This is a genomic window from Vibrio sp. CJQ_6 (assembly GCF_043106745.1).
GTDB classification, from domain to species: Bacteria; Pseudomonadota; Gammaproteobacteria; order Enterobacterales; family Vibrionaceae; genus Vibrio; species Vibrio furnissii.
The window spans coordinates 501,308-520,076 of sequence record NZ_JBICMV010000008.1 but is presented as its reverse complement, the minus strand read 5'-3'; the positions used below and the strand labels follow the sequence as shown (position 1 = coordinate 520,076).

14 protein-coding genes and 1 pseudogene are annotated in these 18,769 nt (G+C 54.0%); 5 read left to right on the top strand and 10 right to left on the bottom strand.

The genetic code is table 11. The features are described from left to right. Nucleotides 1–42: 42 nt before the first annotated feature. Nucleotides 43–417, bottom strand: a complete 375-nt coding sequence (locus ACF8PK_RS04595) for a DMT family protein (protein WP_086027286.1) — start codon at nt 415–417, stop codon at nt 43–45. 274 nt (nt 418–691) lie between these two features. Here ACF8PK_RS04595 and ACF8PK_RS04590 point away from each other — a divergent pair, with 274 nt between their 5' ends. The 3 genes and pseudogenes from ACF8PK_RS04590 to ACF8PK_RS04580 all read left to right on the top strand — a co-directional run. Then, nucleotides 692–1,621 (top strand): aminoimidazole riboside kinase, encoded by a 930-nt coding sequence (locus tag ACF8PK_RS04590; protein WP_392440281.1) that lies wholly within the window; start codon nt 692–694, stop codon nt 1,619–1,621. Between the two features lie 310 nt (nt 1,622–1,931). Continuing rightward, nucleotides 1,932–3,320 carry a carbohydrate porin gene (locus ACF8PK_RS04585; RefSeq protein WP_392440279.1) on the top strand — a complete coding sequence of 463 codons (1,389 nt, stop codon included), beginning with the start codon at nt 1,932–1,934 and terminating at the stop codon, nt 3,318–3,320. Nucleotides 3,321–3,453: 133 nt separating this feature from the next. Beyond that, nucleotides 3,454–3,567, top strand: a pseudogene (locus tag ACF8PK_RS04580) (EAL domain-containing protein); the annotation flags it as partial. Nucleotides 3,568–3,700: 133 nt separating this feature from the next. Here ACF8PK_RS04580 and ACF8PK_RS04575 read toward each other — a convergent pair. Next, nucleotides 3,701–5,332, bottom strand: coding sequence for a glycoside hydrolase family 32 protein (locus ACF8PK_RS04575; RefSeq protein ID WP_392440277.1), 1,632 nt, complete (start codon nt 5,330–5,332; stop codon nt 3,701–3,703). Nucleotides 5,333–5,488: 156 nt separating this feature from the next. Next, nucleotides 5,489–6,475, bottom strand: a complete 987-nt coding sequence (locus tag ACF8PK_RS04570) for a LacI family DNA-binding transcriptional regulator (RefSeq protein ID WP_041942521.1) — start codon at nt 6,473–6,475, stop codon at nt 5,489–5,491. A 305-nt stretch (nt 6,476–6,780) separates the two neighbouring features. On the opposite strand from ACF8PK_RS04570, the gene ACF8PK_RS04565 reads away from it, so the two are divergent. Further along, on the top strand, nt 6,781–8,220 hold the full coding sequence (locus ACF8PK_RS04565) for a sucrose-specific PTS transporter subunit IIBC (protein WP_004725212.1): 1,440 nt from the start codon (nt 6,781–6,783) through the stop codon (nt 8,218–8,220). Nucleotides 8,221–8,275: 55 nt separating this feature from the next. On the opposite strand, the gene ACF8PK_RS04560 is transcribed toward ACF8PK_RS04565, so the two are convergent. From ACF8PK_RS04560 to ACF8PK_RS04530, 7 genes are all read right to left on the bottom strand, one after another. Further along, the gene (locus ACF8PK_RS04560; protein WP_392440274.1) at nt 8,276–9,547 is read right to left on the bottom strand and encodes a histidine kinase dimerization/phospho-acceptor domain-containing protein; all 1,272 of its coding nucleotides are present in this window, start codon (nt 9,545–9,547) and stop codon (nt 8,276–8,278) included. Then, nucleotides 9,531–10,220 carry a response regulator transcription factor gene (locus ACF8PK_RS04555; RefSeq protein ID WP_158107506.1) on the bottom strand — a complete coding sequence of 230 codons (690 nt, stop codon included), beginning with the start codon at nt 10,218–10,220 and terminating at the stop codon, nt 9,531–9,533. Before ACF8PK_RS04555 ends, ACF8PK_RS04560 begins: the two co-directional genes overlap by 17 nt. Nucleotides 10,221–10,488: 268 nt before the next feature. Then, nucleotides 10,489–12,630: a TonB-dependent siderophore receptor gene (locus ACF8PK_RS04550; RefSeq protein WP_392440608.1), complete on the bottom strand. Its 2,142-nt coding sequence runs from the start codon at nt 12,628–12,630 to the stop codon at nt 10,489–10,491. A gap of 109 nt (nt 12,631–12,739) precedes the next feature. Next, complete coding sequence (locus ACF8PK_RS04545) at nt 12,740–13,609, bottom strand: helix-turn-helix domain-containing protein (protein ID WP_392440272.1); 870 nt, start codon at nt 13,607–13,609, stop codon at nt 12,740–12,742. 220 nt (nt 13,610–13,829) lie between these two features. Next, nucleotides 13,830–15,365, bottom strand: a complete 1,536-nt coding sequence (locus tag ACF8PK_RS04540) for a DHA2 family efflux MFS transporter permease subunit (protein WP_172561491.1) — start codon at nt 15,363–15,365, stop codon at nt 13,830–13,832. A gap of 9 nt (nt 15,366–15,374) precedes the next feature. Continuing rightward, entirely contained in the window at nt 15,375–16,574 is a 1,200-nt protein-coding gene (locus ACF8PK_RS04535; protein ID WP_172561492.1) for an HlyD family secretion protein, read from the bottom strand. A gap of 24 nt (nt 16,575–16,598) precedes the next feature. Further along, the gene (locus ACF8PK_RS04530) at nt 16,599–18,053 is read right to left on the bottom strand and encodes an AdeC/AdeK/OprM family multidrug efflux complex outer membrane factor (protein WP_392440270.1); all 1,455 of its coding nucleotides are present in this window, start codon (nt 18,051–18,053) and stop codon (nt 16,599–16,601) included. A gap of 105 nt (nt 18,054–18,158) precedes the next feature. On the opposite strand from ACF8PK_RS04530, the gene ACF8PK_RS04525 reads away from it, so the two are divergent. Beyond that, the gene (locus ACF8PK_RS04525; protein ID WP_004725204.1) at nt 18,159–18,758 is read left to right on the top strand and encodes a TetR/AcrR family transcriptional regulator; all 600 of its coding nucleotides are present in this window, start codon (nt 18,159–18,161) and stop codon (nt 18,756–18,758) included. The last annotated feature ends 11 nt before the right edge of the window (nt 18,759–18,769 follow it).

Sequence of the window (18,769 nt, the reverse complement as noted above, 5' to 3'; positions counted from 1 at the left end):
TGGACGGCTTTTTTGTCTCAATTGATCGTCAGCAAGACGATATTAAGCCACCGCGCGGCTGAGTATTTCTAAAATCTGCGGGCGGAAAATAAAGAACACGGCACCGAGCAAACACAATCCTGCCCAGACAAAGTCCATTCGAAACGGCTCTTTCATGTAAATCAAGGCAAATGGCACAAACACCGACAACGTGATGACTTCTTGTAAAATCTTCAATTGGCCGAGGTTCATGACGGTGTAACCAATGCGGTTGGCTGGCACCTGAAACAGATACTCAAACAGCGCGATGCCCCAACTGAGCAGCGCCGCTACAATCCACGGTTTATGTCCCAATTCACGTAAATGGGCATACCAAGCAAAAGTCATGAAAACGTTACTGATCAGCAGTAGGCCAATGGTGATCAGCATCGGAGGAATAGCGAACATGCAGAGACTCCAAAAAACACGCACGAAAACGCGCGCAGTGTGCGCCGAGTGGCGCAGATCGTCAATCGGATTCACCGGCCTCATTCAAAAGACGGCCACAACAAAACTGGGAACGATACCGAAAATAAAATTAAATTGCCTCCGGATTGGTTTATTTCTCCTCAATGGATCACAAATCTGCATGACAATAGCAAGCGAAGCGGCTTTACCACTGGTCATCACGAATGCTTGGATTACACTGAGGCAAATTTTGTGGAGAAATACGATGAGCAAAGTATGGGTCACTGGCGACGCAGTCGTCGACTTAATTCCGGATGGGGACGCACACTACCTGAAATGTCCCGGCGGCGCGCCAGCCAATGTCGCCGTTGCAATTGCACGTCTGGGGGGCAACAGCGCATTTTTTGGCCGAGTCGGGAACGATCCCCTTGGCCGCTTTATGCAGCACACCCTGAGACAAGAGCACGTGGATTGCCAACACCTGATCTTGGACGACGATCAACGCACGTCGACAGTCATTGTCGATTTAGATGACCGCGGTGAGCGCAGCTTTACGTTCATGGTCAAACCCAGCGCTGACCAATTTCTACAACCCACGGATATTCCTGCGTTTCATGCCGGCGACTGGTTACATGTGTGCTCCATTGCGCTCGCCAATGAACCGAGCCGCAGCAGTACGTTTGAGGCCATTCAACGCATCAAACAAGCGGGCGGCTTTTTCAGCTTTGACCCCAATCTACGTGAAGAGGTGTGGGCCAACCCCGAACAACTCACTGATGTGGTGATGCGCGCGGTCGCGTTGGCAGATGTGGTGAAATTTTCCGAAGATGAGTTGATGTTACTGACCGGCACTCAATCCATCGAACTTGGCCTGCAAGCCTTAGCGCCGCTTGCCTTGCCACTGGTGGTCATCACCCAAGGGGCCAAAGGGGCACTGGTGGTGACCTCCAGCAGCCAAACGTTGGTGAGCGGCAAAGTCGTCAAACCGGTGGATACCACAGGCGCAGGCGATGCTTTTGTGGGGGGGTTGCTGTATCAACTCTCCGTCAGTGAACACTGGCAATCAAGCGATGCGATCACGCAAGCCATCCATTTGGCCCACGGTTGCGGCGCATTGGCTACCACGCAAAAGGGTGCGATGACCGCCCTGCCCGATTTAGCGGCATTGCAACACTTCCTGAGCGAATCACGCTGAATCTGTCCATCAGGCGAGCCGCGTGCTCGCCTTTTTATCGCCCATAGCACGTGACTGAACACCTATTGCCAGATCACAAATTCCATTCAGATCGTGAATCAGCTAAAAGTTTTCACACACAATTCGGGATCGTTCCCTAAAAGTTAGATATAGTCCATTTCACACAAAGAGTCCGTTTAAAAGGCTTTATTCGACGTCAACAGTGCAACAAAGCCGAGTAAAGGGATTCAAAATTCCACGCTGCCGCACGATTATTTGGGAACGTTTGCAAATCTCTCGAATTTATCATCCAATGTGGAGAAACAGAATAATGAAAACTAAAGCATTGACGCTGGCCGTTGCCGCTGCCCTCTTCCCTGCCACTGCGGTTTGGGCGACTTCGGATCTGTCTGCGCTGGAAGCGCGTATCAACGATCTGGAATCACGCCTGGCGCAAACGGAACAAACCGCGCAACAAGCGCAAGACACGGCATCCTCGTTTGAATTCCATGGTTACGCTCGCGCCGGCCTATTGGTCAACGACGATCTCAACGGCGCCAACGGCACTGGGCCTTACATGACCGCCGCTGGCGCGCTGGGTGCGCCTGTGGGCCGCCTTGGTTTAGAAGATGACAACTATCTCGAAGCCAACTTGATCCACAATCGCACCATGGACGACGGCTCAAGCGCGCGCTTTCACATCATGCTGGCCGACAGCGTTGAAACCAACAACGAATGGACGGCCGATGACAGCCAACTCAACGTGCGTCAGGTGTATGCTGAGCTGAGCAACTTGAGTTCTTTCTCGGGGCCGTTTGAACACGCGACGCTGTGGGCTGGTAAGCGCTTTGATCGCGATAACTTTGACATCCACTTTTTTGACTCGGACATCGTGTTCCTTTCTGGCACCGGCGCAGGGATTTATGATGTGCAGTTTACCCAACACTGGAAAGCCAACTTTTCTATCTATGGCCGCGACTTTGGCGAAATCGACAGCTCCAGCACCGATGTCGAAAACTACATTGCGACCATGAACAACCGTTTCGGTAACTTCCAAGTGATGGTCAGCGGCATGGCATCATCCGACAACCAAAATCGCGACACCGACAGTGCCTCACCAACCAAACGCGCAGAAACCGGTGTGCACGCGCTGTTTGCCTACCATGGGCAAAGCTTCTATGGCCTGAGTGACGGTTTTTCCAAATCAGGCGTGTTGGTCGGTCAGGGTCTGGGTGCTGAACTCAAAGGCATCGGTTCCAACGGCGACCTCAACGAGGACGCCAAAGCCATGCGTGTGTTCAGCTACGGCGTGACCCGCTTTGCGGATCACTGGCGCATCGCCTCTGCGGTGATGGCGGAATACAGCCAAGATCGCATCAAAACCAACGATGAATTCAAATGGGCCTCCGTCAACGTGCGTTTGGCACAAGAGCTGACACAAAACTTTGAAATGGTATACGAAGGCACATACCAATACATGGATTTGGACAACAGCGTCGACCAAGCCAAAGGCAGCTTCTACAAAGCGACGATTGCTCCGACCTTCAAACTGGCAACCTCGGCGGGCTTCTTTGACCGCCCAGAAATCCGCTTTGCCGTGAGCTATGTCGACTGGAGCAGTGCGCTGGATGATTACGCCGTGAGCCTCGACAGCGATGCCAGCACCATGGGCAGTGGCGGCGAAACCGTCTTTGCCTTGCAAATGGAAACTTGGTTCTAGCCCAGCGTATATCGCATTGCCTCTATCTACCCGGCCTCGGCCGGGTTTTTTGTGGCGTTCAAAAACGGGGACCGCCCGTTGCAGAGCCGAAAAGAACCAACACCGCAAACAATTACAGCCGATTTACGACATTGAAACGCTGGCCGAGTATCAATGGCTCAAGGAGGCGGGCGTGGCCCTGATGCAAGGTTATCTGTTTGCCAAGCCTGGTTTTGAATGCCTGCCTGCGGTGAATTTTATCCGTTGATCTTGGCGCCGAGCTTATCCTTAAGCTTGGTCTTGGTCTGGTCTGGTCTGGTCTCAATCTTAGTCTTAGCCTGCAACGACAAAAGCCACCCTAAGGGTGGCTTTTGAACAAGCGATGATCACCAACACCCTGTTTAACGCGGGGCAAATGACCATTGCATGGCATTGAGCGGGGCAAATGTTGCGTCAGCAGTCGCATGCTTGAGGGAAATATGGGTCGCATTGGGCGGCGTAAACACGCGCCCAGTCATCACCTGCTCACCATCATTGATGAAGATTTCCAACGACGAGTTATCTGCCAGAATGCGCAGTTTCACCTCGCTGGATGTGAGAGGCAACTCGCGAATGGTATCGCCTTGGCGAATTTGGGTGTGGGTGCGGTCAAACCGCAGCACGCCTTGCGCGCAGTCGAGTGTCAGCACCACCGCGTGCGCATCATCGTGCAGCAAGTGCAGTTCGCTGTCCCACGGCAACGTCACTTCCAGATCGAAGCTCTTTGTGCCCAGATCTTGCGGCTGCTCATTGAGCGTGATTGCGCACGCTTCGCCACGCAATTGCGCCAGCTCTGCGCTCGGCTGCTGGATGATTTTGCCATTGTGCCAACGCAGTTCACGCAGCGCCGTAAACTGATGAATCCAGCCATTATCGCAACTGGGGTGTTCAAGCTCATCCGGCAACCCCATCCAGCCGCACATCACGCGGCGACCATCAGCGGTTTGCATCGACTGCGGCGCATAGAAATCAAACCCCGCGTCCAGCTGCCATCCTTCCAGAAAGTGAAATCCGCCCTGCTCATCTTGATCCACATGGAAAATGCGATTTTGATGCACGATGGTGTGATGTGGATTCTGCGAACGAATCCCCTGCGGGCCAAAGACCACAAATTGCTTGCCCGCCATCTCAAACCAATCTGGGCACTCCCACATGTAACCGTAAGGCGCCAACTCTTCACCGTAGAGCTTGTCAAACTGCCAGTGCTGCAAATCCGTCGCATGGTAAACGGCCAGACGACCTTGCAGATCCTGCGTCTGCGCGCCAAGCAACATATGCCAGCGCCCTTGGCGGTGCACCACTTTGGGGTCACGAATGTGCTCAGTCACGCCCGGCGGTAACGTGCGGATCAGCGGGCCTAGTTTTTCAAACTGATTGTGCTCATTAAGCCGCGCCGCACATTGCATCGTTTGGCGCTGGCGGTCGTGGCCAAGACGCGTGTTGCCTGTGTAGAACAACCACAAATCGTCACCGTCACTGACGGCGTGACCGGAAAAGACCCCGTGACTGTCGAACCAATCCGAAGGCGTGAGCGCGATGGATTGCCACGTCCAATTGACCAAGTCTTGGCTTTTTAGGTGCACCCAGTATTTGTCTTTGTGCTCACAGGCAAATGGATACCACTGATAGAAGAGATGGTACGCACCGTTGTGATAGATAAAGCCGTTCGGATCATTCAGCAACCCTTGCGGTGGAGAGATGTGCCATTGCGGACGATATGGACACGCGGTGGGCTGCAAATACGCCGCAGCAGCTTGACGCTGCGCGCTGGCAATCGTGCGACCAAGCGCGGCAAGGTCGGCATCCGTGATTGCCAAATCGCGCGCCATGCTCAGTTGCCATTCGCCCAGCACCGATTCGCCGCTCACATCGAGCGGCAGGGGCTGCACACGCTCAGCATCACGCACCGCTACCGTCACCCGCCCTACCGGGGCCAAAATTCGTTGAATGTTATCGACCCCGCCCGCGAGATCAATCAGTCGCTGTAGTGACATGAACTTACCTAAAATTATTTTCGGGAACGTTCTCAAAAATATAAAACAAACATCGATTCCGCAAGTTTTTCCGCAATAAAGTGAGGGGCAATCCGGTTGAGTGTGAAGCCGGGCACAGAAACCCGGCCACCATCGAGCGAGAGATAAAGGGAAGATTTAGCAGGTTTCGCGGGCGACATTCTGGAACGTGAGCACCACTTTACTCATTTCCTGACCGCGTCCGGCGATGCGTTCGAGCAACATTTTCGCGGCATTTTCTCCCGCTTTATCAAAAGCATAGTTAAAGGTCGACAGCGATGGCGTGCTGACATAGGCCAGTTCATCATTGCCCACGCCCAACAATTTCACCTGCTTGCCCACCTGCACTCCCGATTCTTGCAGCGCTTTGATCGCCCCAACGGCTAAACGGTCGGTTGCGCAGAACAAGCCGTCCATGTGCGGGTACGCGTTGAGCTGTTCTTTCGCCAAACGGTAGCCCGATTCAATCGAAAAATCGCCGCGCACATGAAACAGCAGCGGTTGATTGTGAAACGCCAACGCCTGCGCCAACCCTTGTGAACGCAGCACATCCACCGCAATGTCATCACTTTGCACCCCGATAAACCCGATCTGCTTGCAGCCCGCTTGCACCAAGCGATTGCCCGCTTCAAAACCGACGCGCGTATCATCGTGCACCACACTCGGAATGTTGTGTAGCGAGCCATCTTGCCCCACCAGCACCACCGGGACCGCCGATTGTTGAATCGCTTTGACGAGCGGCGCGTCCAGATGCGTGGCGTAAAAGACAATCCCTTCCACCCGCTTTTGGTTAAAGATTTGAATGTATTCCAATTCTTTGGCGTGAACTTGATGAGTATTGGCAAGCAGCACGTGCTTTCCGGCTTGTTCGAAAATCGACGTCAGGCCATCCACACCCTGCGCTGTCGCGTGGGACGACACCCGTGGCACAATCACGCCAATCAAATTGGTTTTCTGTGATTTAAGGTCTTTCGCCACTTGGTTCACGACGTAACCACACTCAGAAACAGCTTTTAAGACTTTGATTTTTGTCGACTCTTTGACGCCATACTCATCATTAATCACCCGAGAGACGGTCGACTTTGACACGCCAGCCAGCCTAGCGACGTCATGCAAACTTGCCATAAAGCATCCTATTCACCTTCATATTGGGATTGATTGCAGAATCTCTGCGATTCAACCTCGGCATAAGCGTGATTTTACCCTTGTTTTGTCGTTTCTCGATCCTGCTTTTGGCGATCACTCTCACAGAATTCACCATGTTGTTTTGACCGAATCGCATTAATTGACAAGAATCGATTTTGCAAACGTTCCCAAAAATACAATCATAAAGCAGTACATCGCTGAACCCAAACGCCATGAAGCGGCCAACACCACGCCACTTTCAGCGGAATGGGTCTACTGACAAGTTACAAGAACCGGGGTGAGTTATGGACTATCCAGTCATAGCAAAACAACTTCTCGAGCACTTGGGTGGCAAAGCCAACATCCAAGCGCTGGCACACTGCGCAACACGACTACGTTTGGCCGTGAAAGATGAAGCGCAAATTGATGAAAGCGCGATTGAAACGCTAGACGGCGTCAAAGGCCAGTTCAAGGTCGCGGGCCAATACCAGATCATTTTTGGCTCAGGCATCGTGAACCAAGTGTATGCCGAAATGGCGAAACTGACCGGCATGGCCGACATGTCGACCAACGACGTCGCCAGTGCGGGCGCACAGAAGCAAAATATCGTGCAGCGCGCAGTCAAAGGTTTATCGGATATTTTCGTGCCCATCATTCCCGCCATCGTCGCGGGCGGCCTGCTCATGGGGTTGTTCAACGTTTTGACAGCGAAAGGCTTGTTCATCGATGGTCAATCGCTGATTGATGCCAATCCGGGTCTGGCGGATTTAGCCAGCATGATCAACACCTTTGCCAACGCCCCATTTGTTTACTTACCGGTTCTGCTGGCATTCTCTGCGTCACGCAAATTCGGCGGAAACCCATTCCTTGGCGCAGCGCTGGGGATGCTGATGGTGCACCCGGATCTGCTAAACGGTTGGGGCTTTGGGAGCGCGACCGTGGCTGGCACGGTGCCGACGTGGAACATTCTCGGGCTGGAAATTCAGAAAGTGGGCTATCAAGGCTCGGTGCTGCCGGTGTTGGTTTCCGCGTTTATTCTGGCCAAAGTGGAGCTTGGGCTGCGCAAAGTCATTCCCTCAGTACTCGACAACCTGCTCACCCCGATGCTGGCGATTTTCATCACCGGTTTCCTCACGTTCACCTTAGTCGGCCCCATCACGCGTGATGTTGGCTTTATGCTGGGTGATGGCCTGAACTGGCTGTACGATTCGGCAGGCTTTATCGGCGGCGCACTGTTTGGGTTTATCTACGCGCCCTTCGTGATTACCGGCATGCACCACAGTTTTATCGCCATTGAAACGCAATTGCTGGCCGACATTGTCACCACAGGCGGGACGTTCATTTTCCCGATTGCGGCTATGTCGAACGTGGCGCAAGGTGCTGCGGCGCTGGCGGTCGGTTTTACCACCAAAGACATCAAGCTTAAAGGCATCGCTGTGCCATCGGGCATCACCGCGCTGCTGGGGATCACAGAGCCGGCGATGTTTGGTGTCAACCTGAAACTGCGTTACCCATTCATTGCCGCCATTACCGGCTCTGCGATTGCGAGCGCGTTCATTACGCTGTTTAACGTCAAAGCTCATGCGCTGGGCGCGGCGGGTCTACCGGGCATCATCTCCATCAACCCAGAGAAAATCGGTTACTACGTGGTGGGCATGGTGATTTCGTTTGCAGTTGCGTTTGGCCTGACCCTGATGCTGGCCATGCGTGAAAAAGCAAAACAAGGCGTTCGCGCCACGGCGTAATGCATCCCCCTTGCATTCACGCATTTGCCCACTCCACGGAGTGGGCATTTTTACGTTATTGCCAACGAAAGTTGATGGTCACATCACGGCCATGATCGTGTTCGATGGTGTGATACGGCCATGCGTAGTGACGAATAATACGATTGGTCAGCTCCAGCCCTAAGCCAAAACCGAGTGTATCGTGTGCGTTGGCGCCACTGTGATCATGATTGGCAATGGTGACTTGAGACCCGCGCTGTGTGATAACCACTTTGCCCAGCAGCGTGTGCTGGTACGCATTGCGAATGAGGTTACTCAACACGATATGACACAGCGTTTTTGGCAGCAAAAATTGTCCCGCAGAAAGCTGCACGTCTACCGTCACCTCTTTGTCGCGCACCAAATAGTGCAGCTCCTGACAAATTTGCTCGATCAGGGCCTGCAAATTGACTTCACTCAGCGGCGGCTCGCTCTCTTTGCCACGATTGAGCCACAGCAGCGTTTCAGTTAGATCGGTCATGGTGACACCTGCGCGCACAATCCGCTCCACCACCTGCTTCTGCTTTTCCAGACTGTCCGGTTTATCCAGCAGCTTGGCCAGTAACTCGGCGTTGCTGCGCACTACCGCGATGGGTGTGCGCAGTTCATGGCTGGCATGCGCCAAGAACTTTTGCTCGCGACGCAGCGAATCTTCAACCGTTGACAAGCTGCTGCGCACCACGTCGGCCAAGCGGTTCAGTTCGTTGTACTGAAAATCTGGCAGCGGTTCATTTAACTGATTCGGCGTGAGGTGTTTCGCCCATTGCCACAACCGTTCAATGGGCCTTGCGACCATTTGCATCAAGAACATCATGCACAGCGCGAAAATGACAATGCCCAGCGCACCGTAGCTCAACAGTTTGATGACATGTGGCCATTTGCCCGCAGGCATGTCCCGTTCAAACTTAGGGTGATTGAAGTCATCCACCACACGCGAAATGTAGAGCGTTTCGGCACGGTCTTGATCGTAGCGCATCAGAAATAGCGCTCGTTTGGGGGTCGAGAACCAACTCGAACGATCGATGTGTTTGAGCAGTTCAAGGTGTTCGGTGGGCTTGGCAAACTCAGCGCGAATTTCCGGCTGCACATCTTGCCAGCGACGCGCCACTTGAAACCCGAGCATGCGTTCCGGTTTGCCTTCCAACAGCTCCGCGCGATGGCCAATTTCCAGCATGGTCATACGCATGCCGCCATCGAGCCCTTGCTCAAAGTAATTGGCGGCCAAGGTGGAATAACTCAGCACCGTGATGGTGCCCATCGCCATCACCGAAAAGGCAAAAAAGATTTTGAGGCTACGACGCAGTTTCATCGTTGCCCTGCCGTTGTATCGCAAATCCGTAACCCGGTAACGTATGAATCAAAGGTTCTAGCCCCGCTTTGTCGATTTGTTTGCGTAAGTTGAACATGTGCACTTTCAAGCTGTTGCTGTCGGGTTGATCGTCGCCCCACACATTGAGGACAATTTTCTCCCGTGAAACACCCGACGGGTATTCACGCATCAGCAGTTCGAGAATTTTTATCGCAATCGGTGACAGCTTGATCTCCAGCCCGGCGCGCGTGACTTTGCGCTGCGCCATATCCAGCACCAAATCCGCCACGCGCAATTTCGACACTTGGCCGCTGCGACGTTTCGCCAGCACCTGAACTCGCGCCATCAGCTCTTCCATTGCAAACGGCTTCACCAAGTAATCATCCGCGCCGTGGCTAAAGCCTTGTAGTTTATCGTCCAGCGTATCGCGCGCCGTGAGCATCAGTACCGGCGTTTCAATCCCACGTTCACGAATGCGCTCGCACACCACCAGCCCTTCAATTTTGGGCAAGTTGAGGTCGAGCACAATCACGTCGTAGCGATTTGCCATGATCAGGTTGTAGCCCACTTGTCCGTCGGCCGCAAAATCGCAGTCGATCGCTTCCAACGACATGTAGTCAACCAAAGCGGTGGCCAGATCGAGATCATCTTCCACCAATAACGCCTTTAACATTCCTTTTCACCACCTGTGGTCGCGGAGCCGTGCTGCAATGCATACGGGGGCTGCGCAAATGGTCGACGTGACGAACGTCGCTGCGCGCGGTATGTCGTGCTTGCATTCTGTTGTCTATCATAGCGTCATTGGATGATGCCAAACAAAAACACAGATCAAAACCGTCGACTTTTTTCGAGGTGTTCAAGCGTAACGTCAAGCGGGTTAAGGGTGGGTTAACCGAATGCAAAACGCCCGGTCGAAACCGGGCGCTTGACGTCTGCGTCAATCAGAACTGATAGCCGAGTTTCAATTCGATGGTGCGCTCAGCACCGTACCAGCAGTTCATGTTGTTGTAACAGGTGTAGTACGTTTGGTCGAACAGGTTGTTGGCGATCACATCCGCACGCGCGCCTTGCAGGCGGTCGCTGATCTGACCCAAATCATATCCAAGCGACAAGTCAACCACGGTGTAATCCGGCACTTTGCCTTGCGTATTGGTCGCATCCATATACATTTCGCCCACATAACGCGCGCCGCCGCTGACGCGACCACCGCGTAACACCCCGTCATCCACTTGGTACGTGCTCCACAGTGTGGCGCTGTGCTTGGGCACATAAATCGGCGTGGTGCCTTGCAAACCATTGGCACTGTCTTTGGTCACTTCAACATCCGCGTAAGTGTAGCTTGCCGCGATGTCCCAGTTTGGCGTCAGCCACCAGCGACCCTCGACTTCTACGCCTTGCGAACGCACTTCGCCCACCTGAATATCATCCTGATAGTTGGCCGAACTTGGGTCGGTCACCACCACATTGTTTTTCACAATGTGATACAGCGACACGCTGGCCTGCTTGCTCATGTCCGCCGACTGATACTTCACGCCCACTTCCACTTGCTCGCCGGTTTCCGGCTTGAACGGTTGACCAAACTGACTGTCGGTGCCCGCCACCGGTGAAAAACTGGTGGCGTAGCTGGCAAACGGCGCAATCCCAGAATCAAACTGATACAGCGCGCCGACGCGATACGAGAACTCGGTGTCATCCGCTTTGGTGGCGTAACCCGACACCTCGCTGTTGCTGGTGTAGTGATCAAAGCGGCCGCCTGCAATCAACACCCAACGGTTCCAGCGCAGTTGATCCTGAACATAACCGCCGAGCTGTTTGATTTCGATATCGTAGTCGTACGCATACTGCGCCGACACCGTGCTGCTATCGAGCAAATTGTTGTTGGGGTTGAACAGGTTAAAGCTGCCAAAATCGCTGTCGGTGGTGGTGTAGGTTTGGTACAAAGAGTCCCCTTTCAGGCGTTGGTAATCCACGCCAAACAGCAGGTTGTGTTCCACGCTGCCCCAATTGATCACACCGGACAGTTGGTTATCCACCACCAAACCGTTGTAATTTTCATCGGTGCTGTAAATGTTGCGCGTCAGCACGCCCGTGGTTTCATCAAAACCACCACTGCTGTGATAGAGGTTTTTCTGGGTCAATGATGCGTCGGTGTAACGCAGGTTCTGTAAGAACGCCCAGTTGTCGGTGAACTGATGCTGCACTTTATAACCCAGCATTAGGATTTCACGCTCGAATTTGCTCCAGTTGGTGTCACCCGCGTAAGTCGAGGAGGACGTTGACCCGTTGGCGTTAGAGGTCACGGTGCCTGAGGCAGGCAAAGCCGAGTTCATGCCCATCGCCGGATCGTTCTGATAATAGAGGTTAAGATTGATCAGCGTTTTGTCGGTGACTTGCCAGTCGAGTGACGGCGCAATCAAATAGCGCTCTTCCTCCGTACCATCAACCTGGCCGTCCTGTTTGCGCGCTTTGGCAATCAAACGGTAAGAGAGCGCATCACTGAGCGGCCCGGTGGTATCGAGCGTCACTTGCTGCAAATTGCGCGAACCCGTGGAAGCCGACACTTCGGTGCTGCGCTGCTGTTGCGGCGCTTTGGCTATCACGTTCACCATGCCGCCCGGAGGCATCGCGCCATACAACACCGATGTTGGGCCTTTGAAGACCTCCAGTTGCTGCATCGCAATCGGATCAATCTGTGGCTGCAAGTTCCAGCCTTTGAGGTATTGCAGCACCAAGCCATCGTAATAGCTTTGGTCAACCTGAAACCCGCGAATGTAGAAGTTGTCGTACATGGTGACGGAACCGCCTTTGGTTTCTGTCACCACGCCGGGTGCGTAGCGTAGCGCTTGACCAACCGATGTCACGCCGCGCTGCTCAAGCAGTTCGCCGTCAATCACGGTGATGCCTTGCGGCGTCTCTTCCGGCGCCAGCGCCGTTTTCGTCGCGGTGTTGCGATAGGTTTGACCCAAAATGGTCACGGTTTCTGTGTCTGCGCTTGTGGACTCATCGGCGGCAACACTGGTGGTGGGCATCAAAAGTGCCAAGATCGCCAACGCGACCGGCGACAATGTGGTATGCGGATTCAAATCCATGATGGTTAACTACCCTGCTTTTCTTATTGTGAGAATAAATATCATTTGTATTCTAAGCAAAGCGCGGCGTGAAAAGTTAACAATTTGGAGCATGTTGCGCCGCTCAGGCGATCTCAATCGGCAACCAATAATCCATCTCGGCATGCACAGCCGTGCCGTCATACCCGGCGGGATAACGTTCCAATTCAAACCCATCCACGCCGCGATAGATCGATTGCGGCAACCAATCGAAAATAAACCAAGCCAACGTTTGTGGCAGCAAGGCAATCGGGCCACGATGTTTCACCACCGCGTAAGTTTGCGCAGGCACCGTCACGCGTTCTGCGCCCGACACGGGGAGCGTGCTGGTCGCCCAATAGATCAACGTATGGTCATTGTCAGCGGCGGCCGTCACGTCAATCACGCCGGTCAGTGGCTGCGGGGTTTGATGCGCCATCAGCGGCGAAAACTGCGCCCACACACTGGGCACCTGCTCAGCAAAATCAGGCGCTGCCGCGAGCAAGCCGCGAATCGGCGTCGCAAGGCCGTAAAAGGTTTCCGATTCCGCCGATTCCACCCGCACTTGCATCAGTTGCGGCGTTTGGCTCACCGGCGGCGTGCGCTGCGCCAGTTGTAGCGGTTTGCGCAGCCCTGTGTGGCGACCAAGCTTGCGATAATCACGCGGGCTGAGGCCAAAATGTTGCCGAAACGCGCGGCTAAAACTGATTTCAGAACTGAAACCGTTGGCGAGCGCAATATCAATCACCCGCGCCGAACCATGAATCAGGGCTTCGGCGGCTTCGCTCAGTTTAAGCTCACGCACGTAGTTGGCGACCGTCAAGCCGGTCTCACTCTGAAATACCCGCTGTAATTGCCAGCGCGACCAACAGCTTTGCTGCGCCAAATCATCCAGCGACAACGGCTGATCCAGATGCGCATGGATGTAGTCCAGCAGTTTGCAAATGCGATTAAACGATGAAGAAGGACGAGTCATGACAGCAAAACACCTCGAAAATAGAGGGCTTAGTGTCGCACAGATGATGAGTTAATGAGAAGTGTTATCAATTAAAAACTCAACAACCGTGAGTGAGCCAGCAAACGCAAGACGAAAAAGGGGGCTGAAAGTCAGCGAGAGTCCAATTCCTGACAAACAGCCCCGTGGATTAATTCGTTTCGTGCGGTTTATTGAGTGCCTGTTATTTAGTTAAAGTTATTTAGTGCGCCGCGGACGGGTCCACCGCGTGTTTCGGTTTCGGCGCCATCCAGATCATGCACGCGGCCACGGCAAAAATCACCGCGATCACCAAGAACAGTTGGTTGGTTGCGACCATCACACTTTGTCCTTGCAGCATGCCGTCCAGCGCCGAGCGGGTTTGATCCGCGCTCATGCCCGCATTTTGCATCGCTTGCGTCGCCACGCCCGCTTTGTCGGTCAAGCCCGCCAATTCAGCATGCACGTAGCGCGACTCGTGCTCCCACGAAGTGTTGATCATCGAGGTGGCAAACGCGCCGGACAAGGTGCGGATGAAGTTCATCAACCCCGCTGCCGATTCCATCTCATGGGGCTTGACACTGCCGAGCGCAATCGCCGTTAGCGGCACGAAGAACAGCGGCATCCCAATCCCCTGCACGAACATCGGCCAACTCACCTGTTCAAAGGTCATGTCGACGGTGTTGAAACTGCGCATAAAGGTCCAGAACCCAAGCCACATCACGCCGACAAACACAAACGGCCGCGGGTCATATTTCGACGACAAGTTGGCGATAATCGGCGCAAGAAACACCGCTAGGATGCCCATGGTCGCCGTCGCGTACCCCGAAATGGTTGCGGTGTAGCCCATGAAGTTTTGCAACCAGAGTGGGGTTAACACCGTCGTGGCGAAAAAGGCGCCAAAGGCGAGCGATAACGTGACCATGCTCATCGCATAGCCGCGATGGCGAAACACTCTTAATTCCACCACCGGATTGCGCTCGGTCAGCTCCCAAATCAGGAAGGCGACAAAGCCTATCGCGGCAATCACCGCCAATGTCACAATGCGTGACGATTCAAACCAGTCATGGTCTTTGCCTTCGTCCAACATCAGTTGCAAAGCTGCTACCCAGACAATCAGCAACAGCAGGCCGATTTTATCGATCGGCAAACGTTCATTCTTGGTTTCGTATTTTTTCAGGATCTTCCAACCGACGAATGAGGCAAAAATGGCAAATGGAATGTTCACAAAGAAAATAAACGGCCAACTGTATTGGTCACACAAGATACCGCCTAAAATCGGCCCCATGATCGGCGCCACCAAAGTGGTCATCGACCAGATGCCGATCGCCGCGTGACTCTTGTCTTTCGGGAAGATACGAATCATCAGCGTTTGTGACAGCGGCATCAGCGGGCCACCTGCAAAGCCAAGGAATACGCGACACATCACCAACATGTTGAGGCTCGTTGATAAGCCACACAGCAGCGAGAAAAATCCGAAAAAGAAGAAACACGTAACGAAAACGCGAATCGATCCAAAACGCCGCGCAAGCCATCCGGTTAAGGGAACCGAAATCGCTTCCGCCACCGCGTAAGACGTAATCACATACGTCCCTTGACTTAAAGACGTGCCCAGCCCACCCGCGATATTCGAGACCGACACGTTGGCAATCGTGGTATCCAAAATGGCAAAGAAGTTTGCCATCGCCAGACAGAGGGCGCCGAGAAACAGCGCCCCACCTGACAAAGGTTTGATGTCATTGTCAGAGGTATGACTCATGGCTTCACCTTAGCCTTGTTCTGACACTTTCGCGGCGCGAAACTGCGCAATCACCTGCTCGTTGCTATCAGCGGAGGTATCGACGGTAACGACCATCGACAGCCCCACTTGCAGCGGATGCGACTGCAAATCGGTTGGATCGAGTTCAATACGCACCGGCAGACGCTGCACCACTTTGATCCAGTTCCCCGTGGCGTTTTGCGCCGGAATCATTGAGAACGCCGATCCCGTGCCGCCCGAAAATCCGGCTACCACGCCGCGATACGTGACATCGTCACCGTAAATATCGGCGGTGAGTGTCACCGGCTGCCCCACTTTCACGTTGCGCAGTTCCACCTCTTTGAAGTTGGCATCCACATAAATGCTGTTGATAGGCACCACCGTCATCAACGGCATCCCCACTTGCACGCGGCGGCCCACTTGCACCTGACGTTTGGCAATGATGCCGCTGATGGGCGCGCGAATCACGGTGCGGTCCAAATCCACTTTGGCTTGCTCATAACGCGCTTTCGCCAGTAGCACTTCCGGGTTGTTTTCCACTGTGGTGTTGTCCGTCAACGCCGCGTTGGCTTTTTGTGAACCAATGGTCGACAGCTTGGTCGCTTGCGCTTGTGCCATCGCCGCTTTGGCTGCATTTAAGTTCGCTTGCGCTTGTTGATAGCCGGTTTTGGCGTTGGTCACTTCTTCGCCGGACACCGACCCGCTGCGCACCAGATCTTCACGGCGCGTTAAGTCAATTTTGGCGCGCGCAAAATCTGCCTGCGCGGCTTTCAGTTGCGCTTCGGCGCGTTGCTCGCTCGCTTCCTGCGCTTCGACCATCGCGGTTAAGCCTTCGTCATTGGCGAGGTAACTGCGCACGCGGCGTTCGGCCAGCGCCAAATCTGCGGCTGCCTGCTTGAGCGCCAACCGCGCATCGGTATCGTCGATTTGCACCAGCACGTCGCCTTGGTTGACGTATTGGGTATCGACCACGCTCACGCGGGCAATGATGCCGCCCACCGCTGGGGTCACTTCGGCAATCTCAGCCGCTGCGTAAGCGTTGTCGGTCGACACATAGCGTGAGCCGATGAAATGCCAGTAGGCGCCGTAACTGCCACCGGCGAGGATCACGGCCGCCGCCAGTGCGAAAAACCCTTTTTTGCGCGATTGCTTGGCACGCGCGGCATCAAATTCTGCTGGTTCTGATGGGATGTTGTCTGATGAACTCATGGGATAGAAACCTTTTAAACCGAATCAAGACTGTGTTGATTGAAAACCGCCGCCCAAAGCATGGATCAGGGCGAGGTCTAAGCTGAACGCGCGTGACTGCAAGTTCACCAGCGCTCGTTGGTTATTCAATAGCGACTCTTCGGCCACCAGCACGTCCAGATAGGTGGCAAGGCCGCCCTGATACCGGTTGCTGGCAATCTGCAACGCGCGCTGCGCCTGCTCGACCGCTTCCTCTGTTTTGGCGATGCGCTTGTCCAGCGCCTGCGTGCTGGTGACCACATCGGCCACTTCATGCAACGCTTGGGTGAGCGTGGCGTTGTATCCACCGACCGCTTCCTGATAACTCGCCTGCGCCGACGTCAATTGGCCGTCCAATCGGCCGCCGGTAAACAGCGGCAAGTAAATCGCCGGGCCAATACCGCCTGCGTCGTTGCCACTGTTAAACAGGTTATCGAGGCCAAACGCCTGATAGCCAATAAACGCAGACAACGTCACGTCGGGATAGAATTGCGCTTCCGCAATGCCCACCCGCTGCGCTGCCGCTTCGGCGCGCCAGCGCGCAGCGGTGATGTCGGCGCGATGGCCAAGCAAACCAACGCCTGCATCGGTGGGCAATCCGTAACGCGCATTCAGTGCCACTTGGGGTTCCTGAATCGTCAATGCGCGATCCGGCCCTTGCCCCGCTAAAGCCGCCAGTGCGTTTTTCTGCAATTGAATCGACTCATTCAAGCCGAGTAATTCCGCTTCAACGCTGGCCGCGATCGCTCTGGCCTGACTCACCGAACCTAAGGTTTCCAGCCCGTTGACATAGCGTTTTTGCAGCAGTTCGACGGTTTTATTACGCACGCCCAGCGCCGCGTCCACCGTGTGTTGGTTGGCGTACAAACGCGCCAACTCGGCATACGCATTGGCAATCGACGTAGCGAGCATCAGCCGTGCTGATACCCCTTCGGCTTCAGCGGCCGCCAGTTCAGACGATGCGGCAACCACTGCCGCTCGGTTCTTGCCCCAAAAGTCAAAGTCATACTGGAAGTTAAGCGTGAGCGAACCGTAGTCATTCCAACCGTGCGGTGGCATCGCGGCCTGATATTGGTAGCTGACTTTGCTCTCGGTCGCCGAGGCAGACAGTCCGACATTCAGAGAACGCGCCGCACCCGCTTGCTGCGCAAGACCTTGCGCATTTTTCAGGCGTGCCATGGCGATTTGCAGCGTCGGTGATTGTTCGAACGCTTCGTCAATCAACTGATTGAGCTGCGCATCCTGATAGCGTTCCCACCAATGATCCGATGGCCAGTCCATCGCGGCATGATTGGCAAAAGTTTGTTGCGATTGCAGGTCGTGGGCATCCGCAACCGTGCCCAATTCATCGCTATGATTGGGCGTTGAACAGCCCGCTAAAATCAGCGTGCTGAGTAAAGTCATTGAAAAAAAAGGCGCTGTTTTCTGCAGCATCCCTTGGCGTTTGGCACTGTTTTTCACATTTTGAAACCTTATAACTAAACCGTACCGTACGGTTATACTCTTGACAGAACGGGATCGTCAAGAGAAAATTATCCACAATTTTCCCTGGGAATAGACGATTTCATGCGAGTTAAAAGCGAAGAAAAAAGACAGGCGATTTTGGAAATTGCGAAAAATTCCTTTACACAGCAAGGGTTTGAGCAAACGTCCATGTCCTATATTGCGAAAGAGTTGGGCGGTTCGAAAGCGACGCTGTACAACTACTTCAGCTCAAAAGAAGCCATCTTTATTGCGGTGATGAAATCGTCCGCATCCGAGCAAATTGCGCAATCTTTCCTCGCCCTTGACCCGAAACGAGACATGCAAACCTCGCTTTTAGAATTTGGTTACAATTTTTTAAGCTCGGTGATGACCCCAGATGCCATGGCCATTTATCGCATGGCGATTCATGAAGCCGACCGCTCTTCGGTGGGACGTAAATTCTATGAAAACGGCCCTAAACTCGGTTGGACCCATTTGAGCGACTATATCGACAGTCAGGTCAAAAAAGGCTTATTGAAGCGGTGTGATACGTGGTTTGCGGCCATGCAATTCAAAGCCTTACTGTCGGCGGAACACATCGAACCTTTCGCATTGGGAGCCATCGATGCGCCCAGCGCCAGCGAACTCAAAGCCGCCACGCAACGCGCAGTTGATACCTTTCTTGTCCTCTACGCCGCCTAATCGTCTCATCT